General features: G+C 60.9%; 15 protein-coding genes and 3 riboswitches. Of the genes, 11 read left to right on the top strand and 4 right to left on the bottom strand.

The genetic code is table 11. From position 1 onward, the window contains the following. Positions 1 to 103: 103 nt before the first annotated feature. Positions 104 to 673, top strand: coding sequence for a histidine phosphatase family protein (locus tag HED64_RS10795; protein ID WP_168152004.1), 570 nt, complete (start codon positions 104 to 106; stop codon positions 671 to 673). Positions 674 to 763: 90 nt separating this feature from the next. Here the strand turns inward: HED64_RS10795 and katG are convergent, their stop codons facing one another. Next, complete coding sequence (gene katG / locus HED64_RS10790; RefSeq protein WP_168152003.1) at positions 764 to 2941, bottom strand: catalase/peroxidase HPI; 2178 nt, start codon at positions 2939 to 2941, stop codon at positions 764 to 766. A 90-nt stretch (positions 2942 to 3031) separates the two neighbouring features. After that, positions 3032 to 3457, bottom strand: coding sequence for a Fur family transcriptional regulator (locus tag HED64_RS10785; RefSeq protein WP_168152002.1), 426 nt, complete (start codon positions 3455 to 3457; stop codon positions 3032 to 3034). Positions 3458 to 3601: 144 nt separating this feature from the next. Between HED64_RS10785 and HED64_RS10780 the strand changes: the two genes are divergently transcribed. Continuing rightward, positions 3602 to 4249, top strand: coding sequence for a class I SAM-dependent methyltransferase (locus tag HED64_RS10780; RefSeq protein ID WP_168152001.1), 648 nt, complete (start codon positions 3602 to 3604; stop codon positions 4247 to 4249). 50 nt (positions 4250 to 4299) lie between these two features. On the opposite strand, the gene acs is transcribed toward HED64_RS10780, so the two are convergent. Next, positions 4300 to 6267, bottom strand: a complete 1968-nt coding sequence (gene acs / locus HED64_RS10775; RefSeq protein WP_168152000.1) for an acetate--CoA ligase — start codon at positions 6265 to 6267, stop codon at positions 4300 to 4302. Positions 6268 to 6272: 5 nt separating this feature from the next. Then, positions 6273 to 6362: riboswitch (SAM riboswitch) on the bottom strand. A gap of 417 nt (positions 6363 to 6779) precedes the next feature. Further along, positions 6780 to 6875: riboswitch (SAM riboswitch) on the top strand. Positions 6876 to 6881: 6 nt separating this feature from the next. On the opposite strand from acs, the gene HED64_RS10770 reads away from it, so the two are divergent. Together HED64_RS10770 and HED64_RS10765 are read left to right on the top strand one after the other, a co-directional pair. After that, the gene (locus HED64_RS10770; RefSeq protein WP_168151999.1) at positions 6882 to 8231 is read left to right on the top strand and encodes an acyl-CoA dehydrogenase family protein; all 1350 of its coding nucleotides are present in this window, start codon (positions 6882 to 6884) and stop codon (positions 8229 to 8231) included. A 68-nt stretch (positions 8232 to 8299) separates the two neighbouring features. After that, positions 8300 to 9703 carry an LLM class flavin-dependent oxidoreductase gene (locus HED64_RS10765; protein WP_168151998.1) on the top strand — a complete coding sequence of 468 codons (1404 nt, stop codon included), beginning with the start codon at positions 8300 to 8302 and terminating at the stop codon, positions 9701 to 9703. Between the two features lie 73 nt (positions 9704 to 9776). Here the strand turns inward: HED64_RS10765 and HED64_RS10760 are convergent, their stop codons facing one another. Continuing rightward, positions 9777 to 10427, bottom strand: a complete 651-nt coding sequence (locus HED64_RS10760; protein WP_245325908.1) for a DUF1345 domain-containing protein — start codon at positions 10425 to 10427, stop codon at positions 9777 to 9779. A 329-nt stretch (positions 10428 to 10756) separates the two neighbouring features. Then, positions 10757 to 10852: riboswitch (SAM riboswitch) on the top strand. A 106-nt stretch (positions 10853 to 10958) separates the two neighbouring features. Here HED64_RS10760 and HED64_RS10755 point away from each other — a divergent pair. The 7 genes from HED64_RS10755 to HED64_RS10725 all read left to right on the top strand — a co-directional run bounded on the left by HED64_RS10755 (position 10959) and on the right by HED64_RS10725 (position 19364). Then, on the top strand, positions 10959 to 12617 hold the full coding sequence (locus HED64_RS10755; RefSeq protein ID WP_168151997.1) for an ABC transporter substrate-binding protein: 1659 nt from the start codon (positions 10959 to 10961) through the stop codon (positions 12615 to 12617). Between the two features lie 6 nt (positions 12618 to 12623). Then, positions 12624 to 13583, top strand: coding sequence for an ABC transporter permease (locus HED64_RS10750; RefSeq protein WP_168151996.1), 960 nt, complete (start codon positions 12624 to 12626; stop codon positions 13581 to 13583). Between the two features lie 19 nt (positions 13584 to 13602). Continuing rightward, the gene (locus tag HED64_RS10745; protein WP_245325907.1) at positions 13603 to 14508 is read left to right on the top strand and encodes an ABC transporter permease; all 906 of its coding nucleotides are present in this window, start codon (positions 13603 to 13605) and stop codon (positions 14506 to 14508) included. Positions 14509 to 14522: 14 nt separating this feature from the next. Further along, positions 14523 to 16160 carry a dipeptide ABC transporter ATP-binding protein gene (locus tag HED64_RS10740; protein WP_168151995.1) on the top strand — a complete coding sequence of 546 codons (1638 nt, stop codon included), beginning with the start codon at positions 14523 to 14525 and terminating at the stop codon, positions 16158 to 16160. Positions 16161 to 16205: 45 nt separating this feature from the next. Then, positions 16206 to 17441: an acyl-CoA dehydrogenase family protein gene (locus HED64_RS10735; protein WP_168151994.1), complete on the top strand. Its 1236-nt coding sequence runs from the start codon at positions 16206 to 16208 to the stop codon at positions 17439 to 17441. Then, the gene (locus tag HED64_RS10730; protein ID WP_168151993.1) at positions 17442 to 18839 is read left to right on the top strand and encodes an NtaA/DmoA family FMN-dependent monooxygenase; all 1398 of its coding nucleotides are present in this window, start codon (positions 17442 to 17444) and stop codon (positions 18837 to 18839) included. A gap of 96 nt (positions 18840 to 18935) precedes the next feature. Continuing rightward, positions 18936 to 19364 (top strand): CoA-binding protein, encoded by a 429-nt coding sequence (locus tag HED64_RS10725; RefSeq protein ID WP_168152118.1) that lies wholly within the window; start codon positions 18936 to 18938, stop codon positions 19362 to 19364. Positions 19365 to 19410 lie beyond the last annotated feature (46 nt).

The following is a 19410-nucleotide window of genomic DNA, read 5'->3' as shown; positions in this document are numbered from 1 at the left end:
GGCAATAAATGGGCACTTCATCAAAGAATGTTGAGCCGGATTGCTTTTTGTGGGGAGTATGCCGAACGATCTGCGAATTTTTCCCCACGGCTATGCTGGAAGGATGGATGCACAGATTGCCCTGGTCCGGCATGGACAAACCGAATGGAACGCCGAGGGGCGGCTCCAGGGACAGGTCGATATTCCGCTGAACCGTCAAGGCAGGGCGCAGGCCCGCACCGCGGGCGCCGAACTCATCAGCATTCAATGGGACGTATTAGTCTCCTCTCCGCTGGGTCGGGCGGTGGAGACAGCGTCGCTGCTCGGCGCGGATCTAGGGCTAGAAATTTCTGAACGCCTCCCGGACCTGATGGAACGCAACTATGGAGCCGGCGAAGGCCGGGTGGTGTTGGGGATGTCCCGGGAGAAGATTGACGCCATTTTGGAGACTGCCGAACCCGAGGCCATGGTGGCCGCTCGTGGCATTCGGGCCTTGGGACATTTGGTGACTGCGCACCCCGGAATGAATCTGGTGGTTGTTGCCCACGGGACGCTGCTGCGGCTGACCCTTGAAGCGGTGCTTGGTCGGCCGCATCCACGCATCCGCAACTGTGAGGCAGTTTTATTAAACGTCTCCGACCTCGAAAAGGTGCTGCGTGATGCCGGGGACCAGGAGCTGGCCCCGCGCGGCTAGGCCCCTGTCATTATTGGGGTGTTTGAATTTAAAATGAAACGTGGCCGCCCCCGAGTATTCGGTGGCGGCCACGTTGTTTTCAGCCGGTGACTACTTCTTGAGTTCGAAGCGGTCGGCGTCCATGAGCTTGGCCCATGCGGCGGCGAAGTCGCGGCCGAACGTCACCTTGGCGTCGTCCGCGGCGTAGGCCTCGGCGAGGGCGCGCAGCTCGGAGTTCGAGCCGAAGACCAGATCCACGCGGCTGCCGTTGAAGCGGCCGTCCGTGGTGGCGTAGGTCTTCTCTTCGGCGTCCGGCGTCCATTCCAGACCCAGTTCCATGAGGTTCGCGAAGAAGTCATTGGTCAGCGCGCCCGGGGTGTCGGTGAAGACGCCCAGGTTCGAGCCATCCCAGTTGTTGCCCAGCACACGCAGGCCACCGAGCAACACGGTCATCTCCGGGGCGGAGAGGCCCAAGAGGTTCGCGCGGTCGATCAGCAGGTATTCGCTGGGCATCTTCAGGAAGCCCGAGTCGTAGTTGCGGAATGCGTCGGCAACCGGCTCAAGCCACGCGAACTGCTCCAGATCGGTCTGTTCCTGGGTGGCATCAACGCGACCCGGGGTGAACGGAACGGTGAGTTCCTGGCCGGCAGCCAGAGCCGCCTGCTCGACGCCCACGTTGCCTGCCAGCACCACGACATCGGCGAACGAGGTCTTGATCAGTGAGGTGGCGTTGAACTCGTTGACGATTTCCTCGAGCTTCGCGATGACCACCGCAAGCTGCTCCGGCTGGTTCACGGTCCAGGAAACCTGCGGCTCAAGGCGAATGCGGCCGCCATTGGCGCCGCCTCGCTTGTCCGAGGAACGGAAGGTCGAAGCGGCCTTCCAAGCGGTGGAGACCAACTGCGAAACGCTCAGGCCCGATGCCTTAATCAGTGCCTTCAGCGTCGCGATTTCCGCATCCCCCAAGGTCACGGCCGGAGCGGCCGGCAACGGATCCTGCCAGAGGAGGTCCTCTGCCGGAACTTCCTTACCCAGGTAGCGGGACTTCGGGCCCATATCGCGGTGGGTCAGCTTGAACCAGGCGCGGGCGTAGGCCTCGGAGAACAGCTCCTGGTTGTCCTTGAAGCGGCGGGAAATCTCGCCGTAGCTCGGGTCAAAGCGCAGGGCCAGGTCGCTGGTGAGCATGCGCGGTTCGCGGCGTGCAGCAGGGTTATGGGCCATCGGGACCAGATCTGCGCCGCCGCCGTCCTTCGGACGCCACTGCTGGGCGCCAGCCGCAGAGGTGAACAGTTCCCACTCGTAAGCGAAGAGGATATGGAAGAACTCGTTATCCCAGCGGGTCGGGTGGTAGGTCCAGGTGACCTCCAGGCCCGAGCCGATGGTGTCATCGCCGTGGCCAGTTCCGAAGCCGGACTTCCAGCCCAGACCCTGCATTTCCAGCGGAGCGGCCTCCGGCTCGCTCCCCTTGAAGGACTCGGCGTTGGCGCCGTGGGTCTTGCCGAAGGTGTGGCCGCCGGCGATCAGCGCGACGGTCTCCTCGTCGTCCATGCCCATGCGGCGGAAGGTTTCGCGGATGTCGATGGCAGAAGCGAGCGGATCGGCAAGGCCGTCCGGGCCTTCCGGGTTCACGTAGATCAGGCCCATCTGGACTGCTGCCAGTGGAGCCTCAAGATCACGGGTGCCGGTGTAGCGCTCGTTATCCAGCCACACCTTCTCCGGGCCCCAGTACACGTCGTCGTCGGCTTCCCAGACGTCCGGGCGGCCGCCGGCGTAACCGAAGGTCTTGAAGCCCATGGTCTCCATCGCCACGTTGCCGGCCAAGATCATCAGGTCGGCCCAGGAGATGGACTGGCCATACTTCTTTTTGACCGGCCATAGCAGGCGGCGAGCCTTGTCGAGGTTCACGTTATCTGGCCAGGAGTTCAACGGAGCGAAGCGCTGCTGACCAGCGCCGCCGCCTCCGCGGCCGTCGTGGCTGCGGTAGGTGCCGGCCGAGTGCCAAGCCATGCGGATGAAGAATGGGCCGTAGTGGCCAAAGTCCGCCGGCCACCAGTCGTAGGACTTGGTCATGGTCTCGGCGAGATCGGCCTTCACAGCATCCAGATCAAGTGCCTCGAAGGCTTCGGTGTAGTTGAAGTCCTCATCCAGCGGGTTGGAGACCTGGGTGTTCTTGGCCAGAATCTTCAAGTTGAGCTTATTCGGCCACCACTCGGTGTTTGCGTCTCCGCGGGTGGGGTGCGTGCGGCCACCGTGCATTACGGGGCACTTGCCGGTTACAGCTTCAGACATGACTTCCTTCGTTAAGGTGATTAGTTGGTTTAGTAAAAAGTGAGAGCTTTGGGGCGGGAGTTTCGGGTCATCGGTGCAATGGGGCGAGAATCAGCCAGCGTTTTGGCACTGAGGGCATAGTCCCCAGTACATGACCTCGGCCTCGTCGATGGCGAAGCCATGATCGTTGGAGGCGTGCAGACAGGGGGCGCCGCCCACCGCACAGTCGACGTCGAGCACCGTGCCGCACGCACGACAGACCAGATGGTGGTGGTTATCTCCAACACGGGTCTCGTAGCGGGCGTTGTGCCCATGCGGCTGGATCTTGCGCACGATGCCCAGCTGGGTCAGCAACTTGAGCGAGTCGTATACGGCCTGATGCGATACGGCGGGGTGGGCTTGGCGTACCGCGTCGCGGATCGTGTCGGTATCGGCATGAGGGTTGGCCGTCACCGCAGCGAGCACGGCGACCCGTGGGAGCGTTACGCGCATGGATGCCTGGCGCAATACGTGCTCGAGCTCGACCGGTTTTGTCATGCTTCACATTTTTCCGGTTTATTTTGAACTAGTCAAGATAGAAACTGAGCTGGGGAAAATATTTCGTGGAATCGGCCACCGACCACCCAGTCCCGATGCGGCATCACACTGGTATCGGGACGTTGCGCGAGGGACCATGAGCGTATGGGTGAAAAATTCTTCGGCAACTCAACTTTTTATGACCGACGAGCCAAAGCTTATGACGCGATGATCGCCTCTCCGATATACAACAGAGTCCTTTGGGGAACTCACCCGGCACAATATTCGGCCTTCGCGGCGCGAGCCATCGGCTCTGGTAACGGGCCATTGCTAGAGGTTGCGGTGGGCACCGCCCAGGCCACCGCGCTACTACACGTGGCCAGCCGACGTCCAACGACGCTAGTGGATATGAGTGCGCCCATGCTCGATCTGGCCAGGGAATCGATACGCCTTGCCGCGGGTGGAGATGTTCCACGCAGGATCACTCTTGAATGCCGCGACATGCTCTCGGCGCCCGAGGGGCAGCGCTACGAAACCATTCTGGGCCTCGGTCTATTGCATCTGGTCCCGGACGTTGGTGCGCTGTTGACCGGCCTGAGCGAACAGCTGCAGGACCGCGGTACCCTCTTTTTGGCCTCGCTCGTCAAAGGATCTGCCCGCTCGAATGCCTATCTGAAATTGCTCAAGGCACACGGGGACATAGCCCAGGCACGTACCGCCGTGGAACTTTACGAGCTCGCGACAAAGGCAAATATTGGTCGGGTCTCCGTGAGCCATGAGGGAGCGATGGCCTACCTGAGGATTTCATCCTAGGCGGGCCATCGCTTGTGGCAGGTCGGCATGTTTACTGACCGCCCAAGGACCTAGGCTTCGCAGATTTCCTTAATCTGCGCGATGCACGGCTCGTTTTGCAGGCTGGTGGTGTCACCAAGCGTGCCCCGCTCAAAAAGCTGTGTCAGCAATCGGCGCATGATCTTGCCCGAACGCGTCTTGGGAACATCTGGCACAAAAACGATCTCGCGTGGTTTGGCGATCGGCCCGATCTGAGTGGCCACGTGGTTGCGTAACTCGGCTGCCAACTCGCGCTGCCTCAAAAGAGCATCACCCTGCAGATCGGCGCCCACGATGCTCTTGTCCAACGGCACCACAAATGCCGTGGCAGCGTGGCCAGTTTTGGCATCACTGGTGGGGCAGACCCCGGCCTCGACCACCGCGGGATGGGTGACCAGTGCGGATTCAATTTCGATGGTGGAAAGTCGGTGACCGGAAATGTTGATCACGTCGTCGGTGCGGCCCAGGATCCAGATGTCCCCGTCCTCATCAAAGCGGGCGCCATCCCCGGCCAGGAACCAGCCCTGTGATGCGTACTTCTCCCAATAGGAGGTGTAGTAGCGCTCGGGGTTGCCCCAGACGGTGCGGGCCATCGACGGTCCGGTCTTGGTGAGCACGATGTTGCCCTGAATGTTCTTGCCCACGGTCAGTGCTTGGTCATCAACGATGTCCACGCTCACCCCGGGCAGCGCCCGGGTGCCGCAACCGGGCTTAAATGCGGGGTCGTCATGGCGCGGGGAGAGGATAGTGGCACCGGTTTCGGACTGCCACCAAGTATCAACCATCGGAATTCCGTCGGCGGTGTCACGCCCGATCTGCGCGCGCAGCCAGCGCCATGCTTCCGGATTTACTGCCTCGCCGACGGTTCCGGCCAGCCGGATCGAGGAGAGGTCGTATTCGCCCGGGATGCCTTCGGGGAACCAGCCCATCAGCGAGCGCACTAGGGTGGGCGCGGTGTAGTAGCTGGTCACCCCATAACGCTCGATGATTTCGAAATGGCGACCCGGGTGCGGGGCGTTGGGAACACCCTCGTAAATGACCTGGGTGACGCCGTTGGACAGTGGCCCATAGATCTCATAGGTGTGTGCGGTGACCCAGGCAAGGTCGGCGGTGCACCAATGGACGTCGTTGTCGCGCTGGGCCGCATCCGGATTCGAGAAGAGGAACTCATGGCTCCAGGACGTCTGGGTGAGGTAGCCGCCGGTGGTGTGAACCAGGCCCTTGGGTTGGCCCGTAGTCCCGGAGGTGTACATGATGAACAGTGGAGTCTCGGCGTCGAAGGCCTCGGAGGTGTGTTCGGTGCTCGCGGTATCGACCGTCTCGTGCCACCAAACGTCTCGGCCCTCGACCCAGTTAATGTCGGTGTGTCCGGTGCGGTTGATGACCAGCACGTGCTCGATGGCGTTCTCGCCAGCGACGGCCTCGTCGGCGTGCGCCTTGACGGGGACCGAGACGCCGCGGCGGAATTGGCCGTCGGTGGTGACCAAGAGTTTGGCCGCGGTGTCCTCAACACGGAACTTCAGGGCCTCCGCGGAGAAGCCGCCGAAGACCAGCGAGTGCACCGCGCCGATACGGGCGCAGGCCAAGGTGATGACGATGGTTTCGATAAGAACCGGAAGATATACCACCACACGGTCACCCTTGGTGATGCCCAGCGACTCCAGCGCATTGGCTGCCTGAGAAACGCGATCCTGTAGATCCTTGTACGTGACGGTGGCTCGGTCCCCGGGCTCGCCTTCGAAGTGCAGCGCCACCTTGTCTCCGCGGCCCGCTTCCACATGGCGATCCACGCAGTTGTAGGCAGCATTAAGCTTGCCGCCTTCGAACCAGCGCAGCGCGGGTCCCCGCCGGGCGGCGCTATTTACCTCAGTGCTGGTGTGGATGGTGTGCCATGGCTCTGACCAACTCAGGCGACGAGCTGCCGCATCCCAAAAGGCGAGACGTTCGGCTTCACTCCACGATGACTCGCTGGAAAGTGCTGGTGTAAGAGTTTCGGTCATGCTCTGCTCCATCGGTTCTGGCGTTAGCACCACTACGTGACAGGCGGTTGCTGCGGCGTCATAGAGCCAGATCTCTCGGCCGCTCGGGATGGGTGGTTCTTGTATCAAAGTCGATGATCGGCCATAGGGGCAAACCGGTCGTAATGTGACGGAACGTTCGACACTTGCCCCCCATTTCATTGCGCATCGAAGAAACTTCTATATATTCGATCTACCTCGAATATTTAATGCGTGTTGTGGGTGCCTGTTCGGCGGGTAGAAATCGCCGCCTCGTTCCGGAGAAGGTCCGGCCCTGCGGCGATTGTCCCACCGGTTGTCTGCAGTGAGGGTCACCAGCCAGCAGCCGATGTTGCACCAACATCGAATCGAACGAATCGACCGAAGAATGATCAGCCTCCGACTATTGGCCTGACGCAGCTAAGTCCTATGGCGCCACCGGGCTGTGATGCAGACTTCGTTTGTGACGTAGTGGGTTGTTTGCGTCGCCCGGAAGCGTGTAGAAATATGACCAACAACCATCCAGAGCGGCCGAGAGATCTGGCTCTATGACGCCGCAGCAACCCCTCCCCTTAATTGGGCGGTAGGTGCTCACGCCAGACCGATGGAGAGAATTCATGGCTGCCGATTCCTTTACGCATGCATTAGAAGTCGAGACCGACCCCAACATCTTTGGTGCCGTTAATCTCAACTCGTTCACCGGCACCACCCCCGCTCGCCACCTACTGAAGCTCACCCCTGGCGTTCCGCGCGATGAGCACTACGACGAACTCGCTGCAATCTTCCGTCCGATCTTCGCCAAGATTGCGGCTGGGGCCAGCGAGCGTGATGCCAGCCGGACCCTTCCCTTTGAGCCAGTTGGCTGGTTAAACCGGGTGCGCTTCGGCGCCCTGCGTGTCCCCGCTAACCAGGGTGGCTACGGTGCCAGTGTCTCGGACTTGTTCCGCCTGCTCATCGAGCTGGCCGAAGCCGACTCGCAGGTCGCCCACCTCTGGCGTTCCCACATTGGCTTCGTCGAGGCGGTTCTGCACCTTGAAGATGATGCCTTGCGCCACCGCTGGGTCGAGAGGATCGTTGCCGGGCAGATCGTTGGCAATGCCTACACCGAACGCGGCGGCAATCAGCTGGGAACACTCAACGCCAACGTGGCCCAACACGGTGAACGGTGGATCCTCAACGGCGAAAAGTATTACTGCACGGGCACCATCTATGCCGATTGGGTGGCCGTCGCGGTGTCCCACCCCACCCGTGCGGGGCGCCAAATCGCCGTGGTCTCCACCCAGCATTCAGGGGTGAAGATCTTTGATGATTGGGACGGTTTTGGTCAGCAGCTCACCGGCACCGGATCTACGACATTCGAAAATGTCCCGGTTGATACGTTCCTGCCGGAGGAACAGCAGATCAATGATCCGGAATCTGCGATTTTCCAGCTGGTCCTTCTTGCTGTGCAGGCCGGCATTACCCGTGCGGTGCTCAACGATGTCCGCTCCGCGGTGCAGGCGCGAACCCGCAGCTTCAGTACCGGAACCGGAGTTCCGGTACGCGATGAGCCTCAGGTGCTGCAGTTGGTGGGAGAGATTTCTGGCACCGCGTTTGCCGTTGATTCCATTGTTCTGGCCGCCGTTGCCGAGATCGAGGTGGCTCTGGCTGACCCCTCGCTAAGTGCGGCGGAGCGCTTTGCTGTCTGTGAACTCTCCGCGGACCGGGCCCAGTCCGTGGTTCAACCGCTGGTGCTCGGGGCAGCCAGCAAGCTTTTTGACGGACTGGGTGCATCAGCCACCGCGAAGAGCTGCAATTTAGACCGGCACTGGCGCAATGCCCGCACCGTGGCGACCCACAACCCGGCGATCTACAAGTCTCGCATCATTGGCGATTACGAGGTCAACGGGACGGCCCCACAGCAGCTGAATGCCATCGGCGATGTGGGACAGCACAAGGCGACCGAGATCGTACAGAACCTCGGCTAAACCCCACCAACTTTCGTCTCCGCATAGCCGCGGACCTAGACATTTCCCACACCTCGCGAAGGATCACTATGAGCACCACTCCTGCCCCTCGAAAAATCCGCTTTAACGCCTTCGACATGAACTGCGTGGGACATCAGTCCCCGGGATTGTGGAAGCACCCCAAGGACCAGTCCGCACGCTACAAGGACCTGTCCTACTGGACCGATCTGGCCAAGACGCTGGAAAAGGGCAAGTTTGACGGCATCTTCATTGCCGATGTGTTGGGCACCTACGACGTGTTCGGCGGCTCCAACGAGGTTCCGTTGCGTGCCGGCACCCAGGTCCCGGTCAACGATCCGTTCATGCTGGTCTCGGCTATGGCCTCGGTGACCGAAAACCTCAGCTTCGGTGTCACGGCAGGCACCGCCTACGAGCACCCATACCCGTTCGCTCGTCGTTTGGCGACCCTTGATCACCTGACCAAGGGCCGTGTCGGCTGGAACGTAGTCACCGGATACCTGCCCTCCGCGGCGCGTAACATGGGCCAAGAAGACCAGCTGGAGCACGACGAGCGCTACAACCACGCCGATGAGTACCTGGAAGTTGTTTACAAACTCCTCGAGGGCTCCTGGGAAGAGGACGCGGTGGTGAAGGACGTCGAGCGCGGCATCTTCACCGACCCGTCCAAGGTGCACGAGATCAAGCACGAGGGCAAGTACTTTAAGGTCCCCGGCATCGCCATCACCGAGCCCAGCCCGCAGCGCACCCCGGTCGTTTTCCAGGCCGGAACCTCATCGCGTGGCCTGAAGTTTGCCTCGGAGAACGCGGAAGCAGTCTTTGTCACCTGCCCCACCAAGGAAATGCTCAAGGCGACGGTCACCAAGATCCGTGACGCCGTTGAGGCCGCAGGACGTGGCCGCTACGACGTGCGCATCTACGCCATGCAGACCATCATCACCGACGTGGATTCTGCCGCCGCGCAGGCAAAGTTTGAAGACTACAAGTCCTACGCCGACATCGACGGCGCCCTGGCGCTGATTTCCGGCTGGATGGGCGTCGACCTCTCCACCTACGGACCCGACGACGTTATCGGCGCCAACGTGAAATCCAACGCCATCCAGTCCTCCGTCGCGATGTTCCAGAAGGCCAGCGGCGACGAAGGCAACCCGTGGACGATTCGCCAGTTGGCCGAATGGGTGGGTGTTGGCGGCTTCGGCCCCGTCACCATCGGTTCGCCCACCGAGGTGGCCGACAAGCTCATCGATTGGGTTCAAGACACCGACGTGGACGGCTTCAACCTGGCCTACGCCATCACCCCGGGCACCTTCGAAGACATTGTCGAGTTCATCGTTCCGGAGCTTCAGGCCCGCGGCGCCTACCCGACCGAATACGTTGAGGGCACACTGCGTAACAAGCTCTTCGGCAAGGGCGACCGTGTCCAGGACTCGCACCGTGCGGCGAACTACCGCTTCGACAGCGCCAAGGTTAGCTAGCTTAAAGCCGTCACGCCGTCCTAAAAGCTCCGGTGGTGGTTCATCCGCGAGGGTGTGCCACCACCGGCGTTGTTTAAGCGGCCAGACTGACCACCAGGTTGATGGTGGTCGCCACGATGCCCGTGCCAAAGAGGAACGCCAAGAGACTGTGGCGGAGCACCGCCGAGCGCATCTCTCGCGTGGTGATGTTGGTATCGGAGACCTGATAGGTCATTCCGACGCTGAAGGCCATGTAAGCGATATCCGTGTACTGCGGTGGTTCGACCTGATTAAATCCGATGCCACCGGGAACTCCGCCGTAGTAGATCTTCGCGTAGCGCAGCGTATACAGGGTGTGCACCATGAGCCACGAGGAAGCGGTGCACACCAGCGCCAGCAGGGCCAAGAGCAGCCGTGCGGATCCGGAGACGTCTTTTCCGCCAGCAATCACCATGACAACGGCGGCTAGAGAACCAATGGCCGCGGCCAAGATCAGTAGGTCGGTCGTCTGGAACCCCGGGTCTTCTTCTTGGGCGTGCTCGGCGGTTCTGACGGAGTCCATCGGGGCGATGCTGATCCACACCGAGGCGTTGTAAATCAGGGCGGCAACACTCCAGCCGATGGCCGGGGCATAGGTCCAATGACCCAGAAGGCCACTGAGCGCTGCCGCGGCGCCGCCGCCGAGGAGCATCCCCAGTACGCGCAAACGCCGATGTTTGGTTCGCAGTGTCCGTATTTCCGCCATGAGGCGATCATCCCACGTCGGCGAGCCCGCGGGCCGGCGAATTTCAGGGTGAATAGGGTCGAGAGTGCTGACTGCGGGGGTTATGATTGCAGATTTCCACGCCCCAGACTGGTTCTTCTTCGTGCATTATCCACATGACGCGGCGATGACACAAGCATTTAAAAATTGCTGCTTCACAATCGGTCTTGTGACGATTGGTGACGCATTTAAGCCATCAAGTCATGATTTTGCGTCCTTTTGTTTCACGTGTGGCGGTCAAATCTTGGTCGTATCGAAGAATCTGCGACACACTTAAATCGTTCGGGAACGACTAACGGTCAACCATGAACACACCATCCAGAGCGGCTGAGAGACCTGGCTCGTTGACGCCGCAGCAACCACTTCCTTATGACGGAGGCCGGTGCTACCGCCAGGACCGATGGAGATAGCCAACTCTGCGCCGGTCCACCGAATACCGCCACCTAACAGGTAAGGGTTCGAATGATCAGCCATGCCGCGGCATTCCTCGGGTACACCGAGAGGGAATGAACAATGGGCAACAACAATCCACCCACAAAGCACAGGATTCGCGCGCGCTTCGGCGTGAAAGTGCTAACCGTCCTTTCCGTCGCCACCTTGGCACTAAGCGCGTGTGGCTCCGGGGCGCAGACGCCGGTCAATGCCGCACCAACGGGTAGCAGCGAGCCGGTTCAGGGCGGAACCTTCGTTTACGCCGAGGTCACTCCCATCAACAACTGGCAAACACAGGCGGCCCGGTTTTACGAGAAGTCCAACGTGCTCAATAGTGTCTTGGACCGCCTGACGTACTTTGACGCGGAATCGGGGAAACTCGTTGGCTGGATAGCGTCGAAGTTCACGGCCAACAAGGACCAGACCGAGTTCACGTTCACGATTCGTGACGGCGTGAGCTTTTCGGACGGTACCCAGCTGGATGCGGCAGCGGTCAAGACTAACCTTGACGCGCTCGGCTTGGGAGTTGAGGCAGCCCAGATCGCTCCAAACGTCGACTTCTCCGCGTTCAAGTCCGCAGAGGTTGTGGGAAAGAATCAGGTCAAGGTCACACTCAAGAGTCCGGACGCGAATTTTCTGCGGGCCACCTCGTCCGTGACCTCAGGACTTGTTTCCCCAGCCACGCTCAAGCTGGACAACGCCGGGCAATCTGCAATTTCCAAGCTCGTGGGCTCGGGTCCATTCGTCTTCGAGTCGGAGAAAACCGATGAAGAAGTCACCTTCGCCAAGCGGACCGATTACAAATGGGCACCTGAGACCGCTGAAAATCAGGGCGCTGCATATCTGGACAAGCTGGTGGTGAAGTACCTGCCCGAGGTCTCAAACCGCGCCGGCGCAGTGCAGACAGGCCAAGTTGATCTGGCCCGTGGCCTGCAGCCCGTTGACGAGATAGCGCTGAAGGACAGCGGCAACCAAGTGCTGCCGGCCAAGGGCATCGATCTGACCACCAACATGGCCGCTGTGCGGATTGGGAGCGAAAAGCTCTCCGACCCCACGGTTCGCCAGGCACTCCAGGTGGGCATCGACCGCCAGTCGATCAAAGACACGGTTTTGTCCGACAGCTATGTGGTTGCCGGCTCGGTACTGAACCACGAAGCCCCCGGATTTGTTGATCTGTCGGCCGACCTCGCCTACGACCCTGAAAAGTCAAAGGCACTGCTGGACGCCGCGGGTTGGACCGTCGGTGCCGACGGCGTGCGGGAAAAGGACGGGGTCAGGCTCGAAATCACCGTCACGAGCTCGAACAATTCCGTGGTGATTAAGCCGGCCTTTGAGCTGATCGAACAGCAGTGGCGTGAAATCGGCGTCAAGCTCATCAACCGTGCCGCCGACAACACGTTCCTGGCCACCGCGATGATCGATCCGAACAACGAGCTCTTCGGAACCCGCCAGTTTGCCTACGGTGGATTGGGCCCGGTCTTCGGCCCGGCGAACAACACCCAGACTTTGAATGCCGACGCGGAGCTTAACGCGCTGTTTGCCAAGGAACGTGCCGCCACTACCGAGGCGGCACACACCAAGCTAGTTGAAGAGGAACAGCGCCAGTTGGTCAGCGAAAAGGCCTTGTCGCTTGTCCTTTGGGACGAGGTTCAGGTCTACGGCGGCAACGCCGGTGCACACGTCGAATTCACCTCTGGCACCGCCCCAATTTTCCAGGGTGCCTGGAAGACCGGAAAGTAGTCACCCATGGCCGCCTATATCGCGCGACGTATCGGACAGGCGCTTCTGGTCATCTGGCTTGCCTACACCTTGGTTTTTCTGGCCGTGCAGCTGTTGCCAAATGACCCGGTAACGATCTTCCTTTCCGCGGACGCGGCGGCCAACCCGGAAACCATTGCTGCCATGAAGGCGCAATACGGCTACGATCAGCCCCTGCTAGTGCAGTACTTCAATCAGCTGACCGGTCTTTTTCGGGGCGATTTCGGGTACTCGCTGGCGTCGGGACAGCCCGTGTCGGAACGCATCGGTTCGGTGGCCTCTTCGACCTTGGTGCTCGCGTCCAGCGCATTTGTTGCAGCTGTGGCACTCGCTGTGTTGTTGGTGGCTTCAGCCACACTGGTCCGCCAGTCGTGGCTGAAGCGCTTCATCATCAATTTGCCGCCGCTATTCGCTGCGGTTCCGGTATTTTGGCTGGGACTGGTGCTCCTACAGCTGCTCTCGATCCAGCTGGGAATCATGTCCCTCTTCCCCGATGGTTCCTTTGCCTCCATTGCGGTCCCGGTGCTTGTCCTGGCGATCCACATCTCGGCGCCAATCGCCCAAGTGCTGCTTAAGAGCGTCGACAACGTTCATGCCCAACCCTTTGTGGATGTGTTGCGTGCCAAGGGGGCCTCGCCATCGTGGATCTTCTTCCGTCACACCTTAAAAAATGCGGCTGCGCCGGCGATGACTATCAGTGGCATCACCGTGGGGACGCTTTTGGCAGGGTCGGTCATCACCGAGACCGTCTTCGCCCGTTCGGGCCTCGGTCAGGTCGTGCTGCAGGCAGTGACTGCGCAGGATGTTGCCCTGGTCCAGGGGATGGTTCTGCTGACGGCCACGGCATTCGTCCTCGTCAATCTCGTTGTTGATTTGCTCTACCCGCTATTGGATCCACGAATCCTCAAGAGTGGAACGCACGGGGCACCGCGTGCACTCGTTGCCTAGGCTTGAACGGAGAACACCCATGAGCATCAAACTAGAGGAACCGTTGCTGCAGACGCTGGGCGGCGGGGCGGATCCCGGCCCAAATAACGGAACGGCGCAAGGCCACGCAGCAAAGCCCAAGCAACGTGCCATTCGCTCGGTCTCGTTCTGGTTGACGTGCGCGCCGTTGATCGTGGTCGTCGGGTGGGCGCTCTTTCCCTCCTTGTTTAGCGGCTATGACCCGATCAGCGGTGTTCCTGCCCAAAAGTTCCAGGGGCCGGGACTCGAACACTGGTTTGGGACCGACCATCTGGGGCGCGACGTCTTCGCCCGCGTCGTGCATGGAACCAGCCAAACGTTGCTGACCGCCGGACTGGCCGTGTGCATCGGGCTGGTGGTGGGCACCGGACTGGGCCTACTGGCTGCGACGGCTGGACGCGCCGCCGATGCCGTCACTATGCGCCTGATTGATGTCCTTTTGGCCGTGCCGGGATTCTTGATTTCGCTGATTATCGTCACAGCGTATGCCCCTGGACCGATTTCCCTGGGTGTCGGCGTTGGCATTGCCTCGATTGCCTCGTTCGCCCGGGTGGTCCGGTCGGAGGTCCTGCGTGTTCGGAGCCTCGACTATGTCGAGGCAGCCTTCATGAACGGCGGAACCTACTGGTCTGTGGTCTTCAAACACATCCTGCCAAACTCCTGCGGCCCGGTTCTGGCCCTCTTGGCCGTGGACCTGGGGGTGGCCATCCTGGCAATCTCGGGGCTCGGTTTCCTGGGCTTCGGATCCCCACCACCGACCCCGGAATGGGGCCTGCTCATCGCGGAGGGTCGACAATACTTGGCCTCCGCCTGGTGGCTCACGACTCTTCCGGGCATAGTCATCGTCTTGGTGGTCGTCCTGCTGGCAGGCCTCGGGCGCCAGCTCCATAAAATCTTCCGTTTCTAGTCAAGGGGAATAGCATGAGCACCATCGCCTCGGCATCCGCGTTGCTGGACATCAGCGGACTCAGCATTACTTATGGCCACGGTGACGAAGCAGTCGTCGCGGCCCAGAACATCGATCTGACACTCAAACCCGGGGAGATCGTTGCCTTGGTCGGTGAATCCGGTTCGGGCAAATCCACGCTCTCCAAGGCCATCATCGGATTGCTACCCCAGTCCGCGCGGATCCTAGGTGGCAGCATCAATCTTGGCGGCGAGAACCTGCTGTCCCGTTCCGAGAGGGAACTGGCATCGATCCGCGGTCGACGCATCGGCATGGTCCCACAAGATCCGGGGGCTTCGCTGGACCCCGTGAAGACCGTGGGTTCTCAGATTTCCGAAGTTTTCCGCCTGCACCCGCAGGGGCACAAGCTCTCCAGAGTTGAATTGCGCGCCGAAGTCATCCGGCTACTGGAATTGGTCGGGATCGACACCCCGGAACAACGCATCTCTCAATACCCGCATGAGCTTTCCGGCGGACTGAAGCAACGGGTGCTCATTGCGATTGCCTTTGCCCTGAAACCTGAGCTGCTGATTGCCGACGAGCCCACCTCCGCCTTGGATGTAACGGTCCAACAGACCGTCTTGGAGGTCTTCACTAAGCTGGCGCGCGAGCTCGGAACCGCTGTCATTTTCGTGACCCACGACCTTGCCGTCGCCACCGACATCGCCGACCGCATTGTGGTCATGCAACACGGACAGATCCGTGAGGACCGTCCGGTGCTTGAGATTCTGCGGTCTCCCGAAGATGCTTACACGAGGATGCTGCTCACCGAGGCCACGGCCTCGGGCGACGCGTCCCGAATCGCCACTGGCATGGGCGCCATCACCGTCCCAGCCATCGAAGTGGCTGGGCTTACACAGATCTACGGCAGGGGCAAGACTGAACGCGCGGCGGTGGACGAGGTGTCATTTGCGGTGCGCCCCGGCACAACGTTCTCCTTGGTGGGGGAATCCGGATCCGGGAAATCCACGACGGCCCGGATGATCATGCGGTTGCTGGAGCCCACCGCCGGAACCGTGAAGATCCACGGACAAGACGTTACCCACGCGCGCGGGATTGACAAGCGCGAGCTGTGGCGCAGCCTGCAATTGGTGTATCAAAACCCGGATTCGGCTCTGGACCCGCGCTATTCAGTCTCCCGAATCATCAGCGAGCCGCTGGAGAACTACAAGGTGGGCAGCAAGGCCGAACGCAGGCTGCGAGTTGCCGAGCTGCTGGACGCGGTCAACCTGCCCACCCGCATGGCCGCGCTGGGCGCCAAGGAACTCTCCGGCGGACAGCGCCAACGCGTTGCCATTGCCCGGGCATTGGCCCTGGGCGCCAAGACGCTGGTGCTCGATGAGGCCCTGTCCGCGCTCGACGTGTTGACCCAGGCGCAGATCTTGGCGCTCTTGGAGGACCTGCAGGTCAATCAGGGGCTGTCCTACCTTTTCATTTCCCATGACCTACACGTGGTCGAGCGTATTTCCCATGATGTGGGAGTCATGCGCCAGGGCCGGCTGGTCGAGGTCGGGACGGCCACACAGGTTCTGAACAATCCCACCAGCGAATACACCCGGCTCCTGCTGGATTCAAACCCCGGGGCGCTGCTGCGCGAAATGGCAACGAACTAGGTCTTGGTCAATATTTTTGGATCTCATGAAGGTGGAGGAAGACAAATGACTGCAACGTACCTGAAGGAACGCACCGACGAAGCCCGTTACGCCGAGCTGAGTGCACGCTTTGCCCCAGTATTTGGGCGTATTGCCGAAGGAACCGTGGAACGGGAGAGTAACCACGTTTTGCCCTTTGAACCGGTGAAATGGCTCAAGGAAGCGGGTTTCACTACGCTGCGTGTCCCGGTGTCCCACGGTGGGGATCCGGTTAGCCACGAGCATCTTTTCCGGCTCATCGTGGAACTTTCTGCAGCCGACTCCAACGTCGGGCATTTGTTGCGCTCGCATTTTTCCTTTGTCGAAACCATCAACCTGCAGCCCGAGGAATTTCGGCTGCGTTGGTTCCCGCGGGTGCTGGCTGGGGAGATCTTTGGCAATGCGGCCACGGAAAAGGGCGGCAACGCACTGGGCACCACTAATACCAAGCTCCGTGAGGAGAACGGCCAATGGCTGCTAAAGGGGGAGAAGTACTACACCACCGGGTCGATTTTTGCCGACTGGGTAGTGGTCATGGCCAGCACCGAGGGCGTTGAAGGCCGCCAGTACGCCATCGTTCGCGCCGACGATCCACTGGTCCGGATTATTGACGACTGGGATGGTTTTGGTCAGCCGCTCACGGGAACCGGCACCGCGATCTTCGACGATGTGGTGGTCGATTTCGCCGACATCATTCAGCGCAAGGTTTCCTCCACGCTTGAGCCGGCGTTCTTCCAGCTGGCGTTGTTGAGCGTGCTGGCAGGAATCGGCCGTGCCGCACTGGCGGATGCAGCACTGTTGGTACGCGAGCGTACCCGTACCTTCAATACCGGTTCGGGGGATCTGTTCCGCAACGACCCGTTGATCCAGGAAAAAGTTGGGCGCATCGCAGCGGCCGTCTACGCCGCCGACTCGATCGTCTTCGCCGCTGCCCGAGACCTAGACGCCGCGGTGGATCCGGCCCTGGGCCTGGATCCAACCGCTGCCTTCATACGCGCCGAGATCGCTGTCCAGCAAGCGCACGTGAGTGTCCCAAAATTGGTGCTCGATGCGACCAGCGAACTGTTTGACGTTACCGGCGCATCCTCCGTTTCACGGGGCAAGTCCCTGGACCGGCACTGGCGCAACGCCCGTACCGTTGCCACCCACAATCCGGTGGCCTTCAAGGCACGCTCGGTGGGCGACTACTACATCAACGGCACCATTCCCACCGGGCTTCACTCCATCGGGGACGCCAAGGATTCGACATTGGAGAACAAATAAATGGGTACCTTTGACGTGCGGCCCCGGCTGCTGCTGAGCGCATTCCTGATGAATACCCCGAGCCACATCCTCGGTGGCCAGTGGCGCCACCCTGAGGCCCAGCAGCACCGCTTCAACGAGCTCAAGCTCTGGGTGGACTTGGCAAAGCAGCTCGAGGACGCCAAGTTCGACAACATGTTCTTTGCCGACGTGGTGGGTCTTTATGGCAACCATGAAGGTGGCTGGGCATCGATGGTTCGCAAGGGCATGCAGGTTCCCTCGCACGACCCGTTGGTGTTGCTCTCCGCCCTTGCCGCGACCACCAGCGAAATCGGACTGGCGATGACCAGCTCGGTGGTACAGGCCGCACCGTTCCAGTTCGCGCGTCAGCTCTCCACCCTTGACCACCTCTCCAACGGCCGTGTTGCGTGGAACATCGTGACCAGCGTGCTGGAGAACTCGCACCGGAATTTCGGGGCCGCGGGGCTGACCGCCCACGACGACCGCTACGACTGGGCCGAAGAATACGTGGAGGCCACCTACAAATTGTGGGAGGGCTCATGGGAAGACGATGCGGTCTTGGCCGACAAAGAATCCGGAATTTTTGCCGATCCGGCCAAGATCAACAAGATCCACCACCAGGGCAAGCGATACTCCATCGAAGGCCCGCACTTGGCCCTGCCAAGCCCGCAGCGCACGCCGTTCCTTTTCCAGGCAGGTTCCTCCGCACGCGGCAAGCAATTCGCTGCCGAGCACGCGGAGGCGACCTTCCTCTTTGCCCCGCATCCGGAGTACGTGGCCAAGCAAGTGGGCAAGATCCGCGAGCTTGAGGCGGCTGCAGGGCGTGCCGTGGGAGATGTCAAGGTCTTCGCAGGACTCTCCTTCGTCGTCGGCAGCACCGAGGAAGAAGCCAAACGCAAGGAAGCCGAGTACGACGAGTACCTCGATCTGGATGCAATCGTTGCCCACATTGGTGGCGGAATCGGAATCGACCTTGGCGGGCTGGATCTTGACACACCGCTGGGCGACGTTCAGACCGAGGGCGCTCGCGGCGTCCTCGAGGCGGCCATCGCCTCGGTGCCCGGCGGCAAGCCAACCATCGGCGACCTCGCCCGCTACCGAGCCAAGGCGCAGCAGATCTCCGGCACCCCGGAACAGATTGTGGACCAGATCGAAGACTGGCAAGATGCGGACATGGACGGGCTGAACATCATGAACCAGATCCTCCCCGGCTCATACTCCGACTTCATCGAGGGGATCTTGCCCGAACTGCACAAGCGCGGCTTGGCGCAAACCGAGTACACCCCGGGAACCCTGCGCGAAAAGGTCTTCGGGCGTGGTCCACGCCTTGAAAGTAGCCATCCGGCCGCGAAGTTTCGGGGGGCTTTTGCGGAACACTCAGCAGCAGCGGGGGATTAGGAAGGGCCATTGGCCGTTCCTAATCCCGCTGGCGTGAGGCAATACGAAGAATCCGTCGGCGGTACAGATGCAGAAGATGGCGATAGCGTAGAGACCATGAGCAACGAAACCGGCGCAGGCCACGTTAATGATCCGGCGGTGATCCGCCGTCTGCTGCAAACCCGTGGGCGGTGGGCGGTAGTCGGCCTGAGCAATAATCCACGCCGCGTTGCCCCAGGCGTTTCGCGCTTCTTGCAAGATGACTTGGGGATGGAAATCATCCCGGTATCGCTCAGTGGCGAAGATGTTTTTGGAAACCGCGGATATACACGATTGGCAGAGATCCCTGGGCAAATCGATGTTGTGGATTGTTTTGTGAACTCGCAAAAAGTGGGCGATATCGTGGATCAAGCGATTGCCATTGGGGCGGGCGCGGTGTGGCTCCAGCTCGGTGTTCGTGATGAATCGGCTGCCAAAAGAGCCAAAGCAGCGGGCCTCGAGGTTGTCATGGACACGTGCCCCAAAATTGAGTATCCCTTTCTCTAAATTCTGCTGGTAAAAAAGTAGTCCGCTCCTTTCCGTGGACGTGGCC

The organism is Paeniglutamicibacter terrestris (assembly GCF_012271785.1).
GTDB classification, from domain to species: domain Bacteria; phylum Actinomycetota; class Actinomycetes; order Actinomycetales; family Micrococcaceae; genus Paeniglutamicibacter; species Paeniglutamicibacter terrestris.
This window is presented reverse-complemented; position numbering and strand designations above follow the sequence as displayed.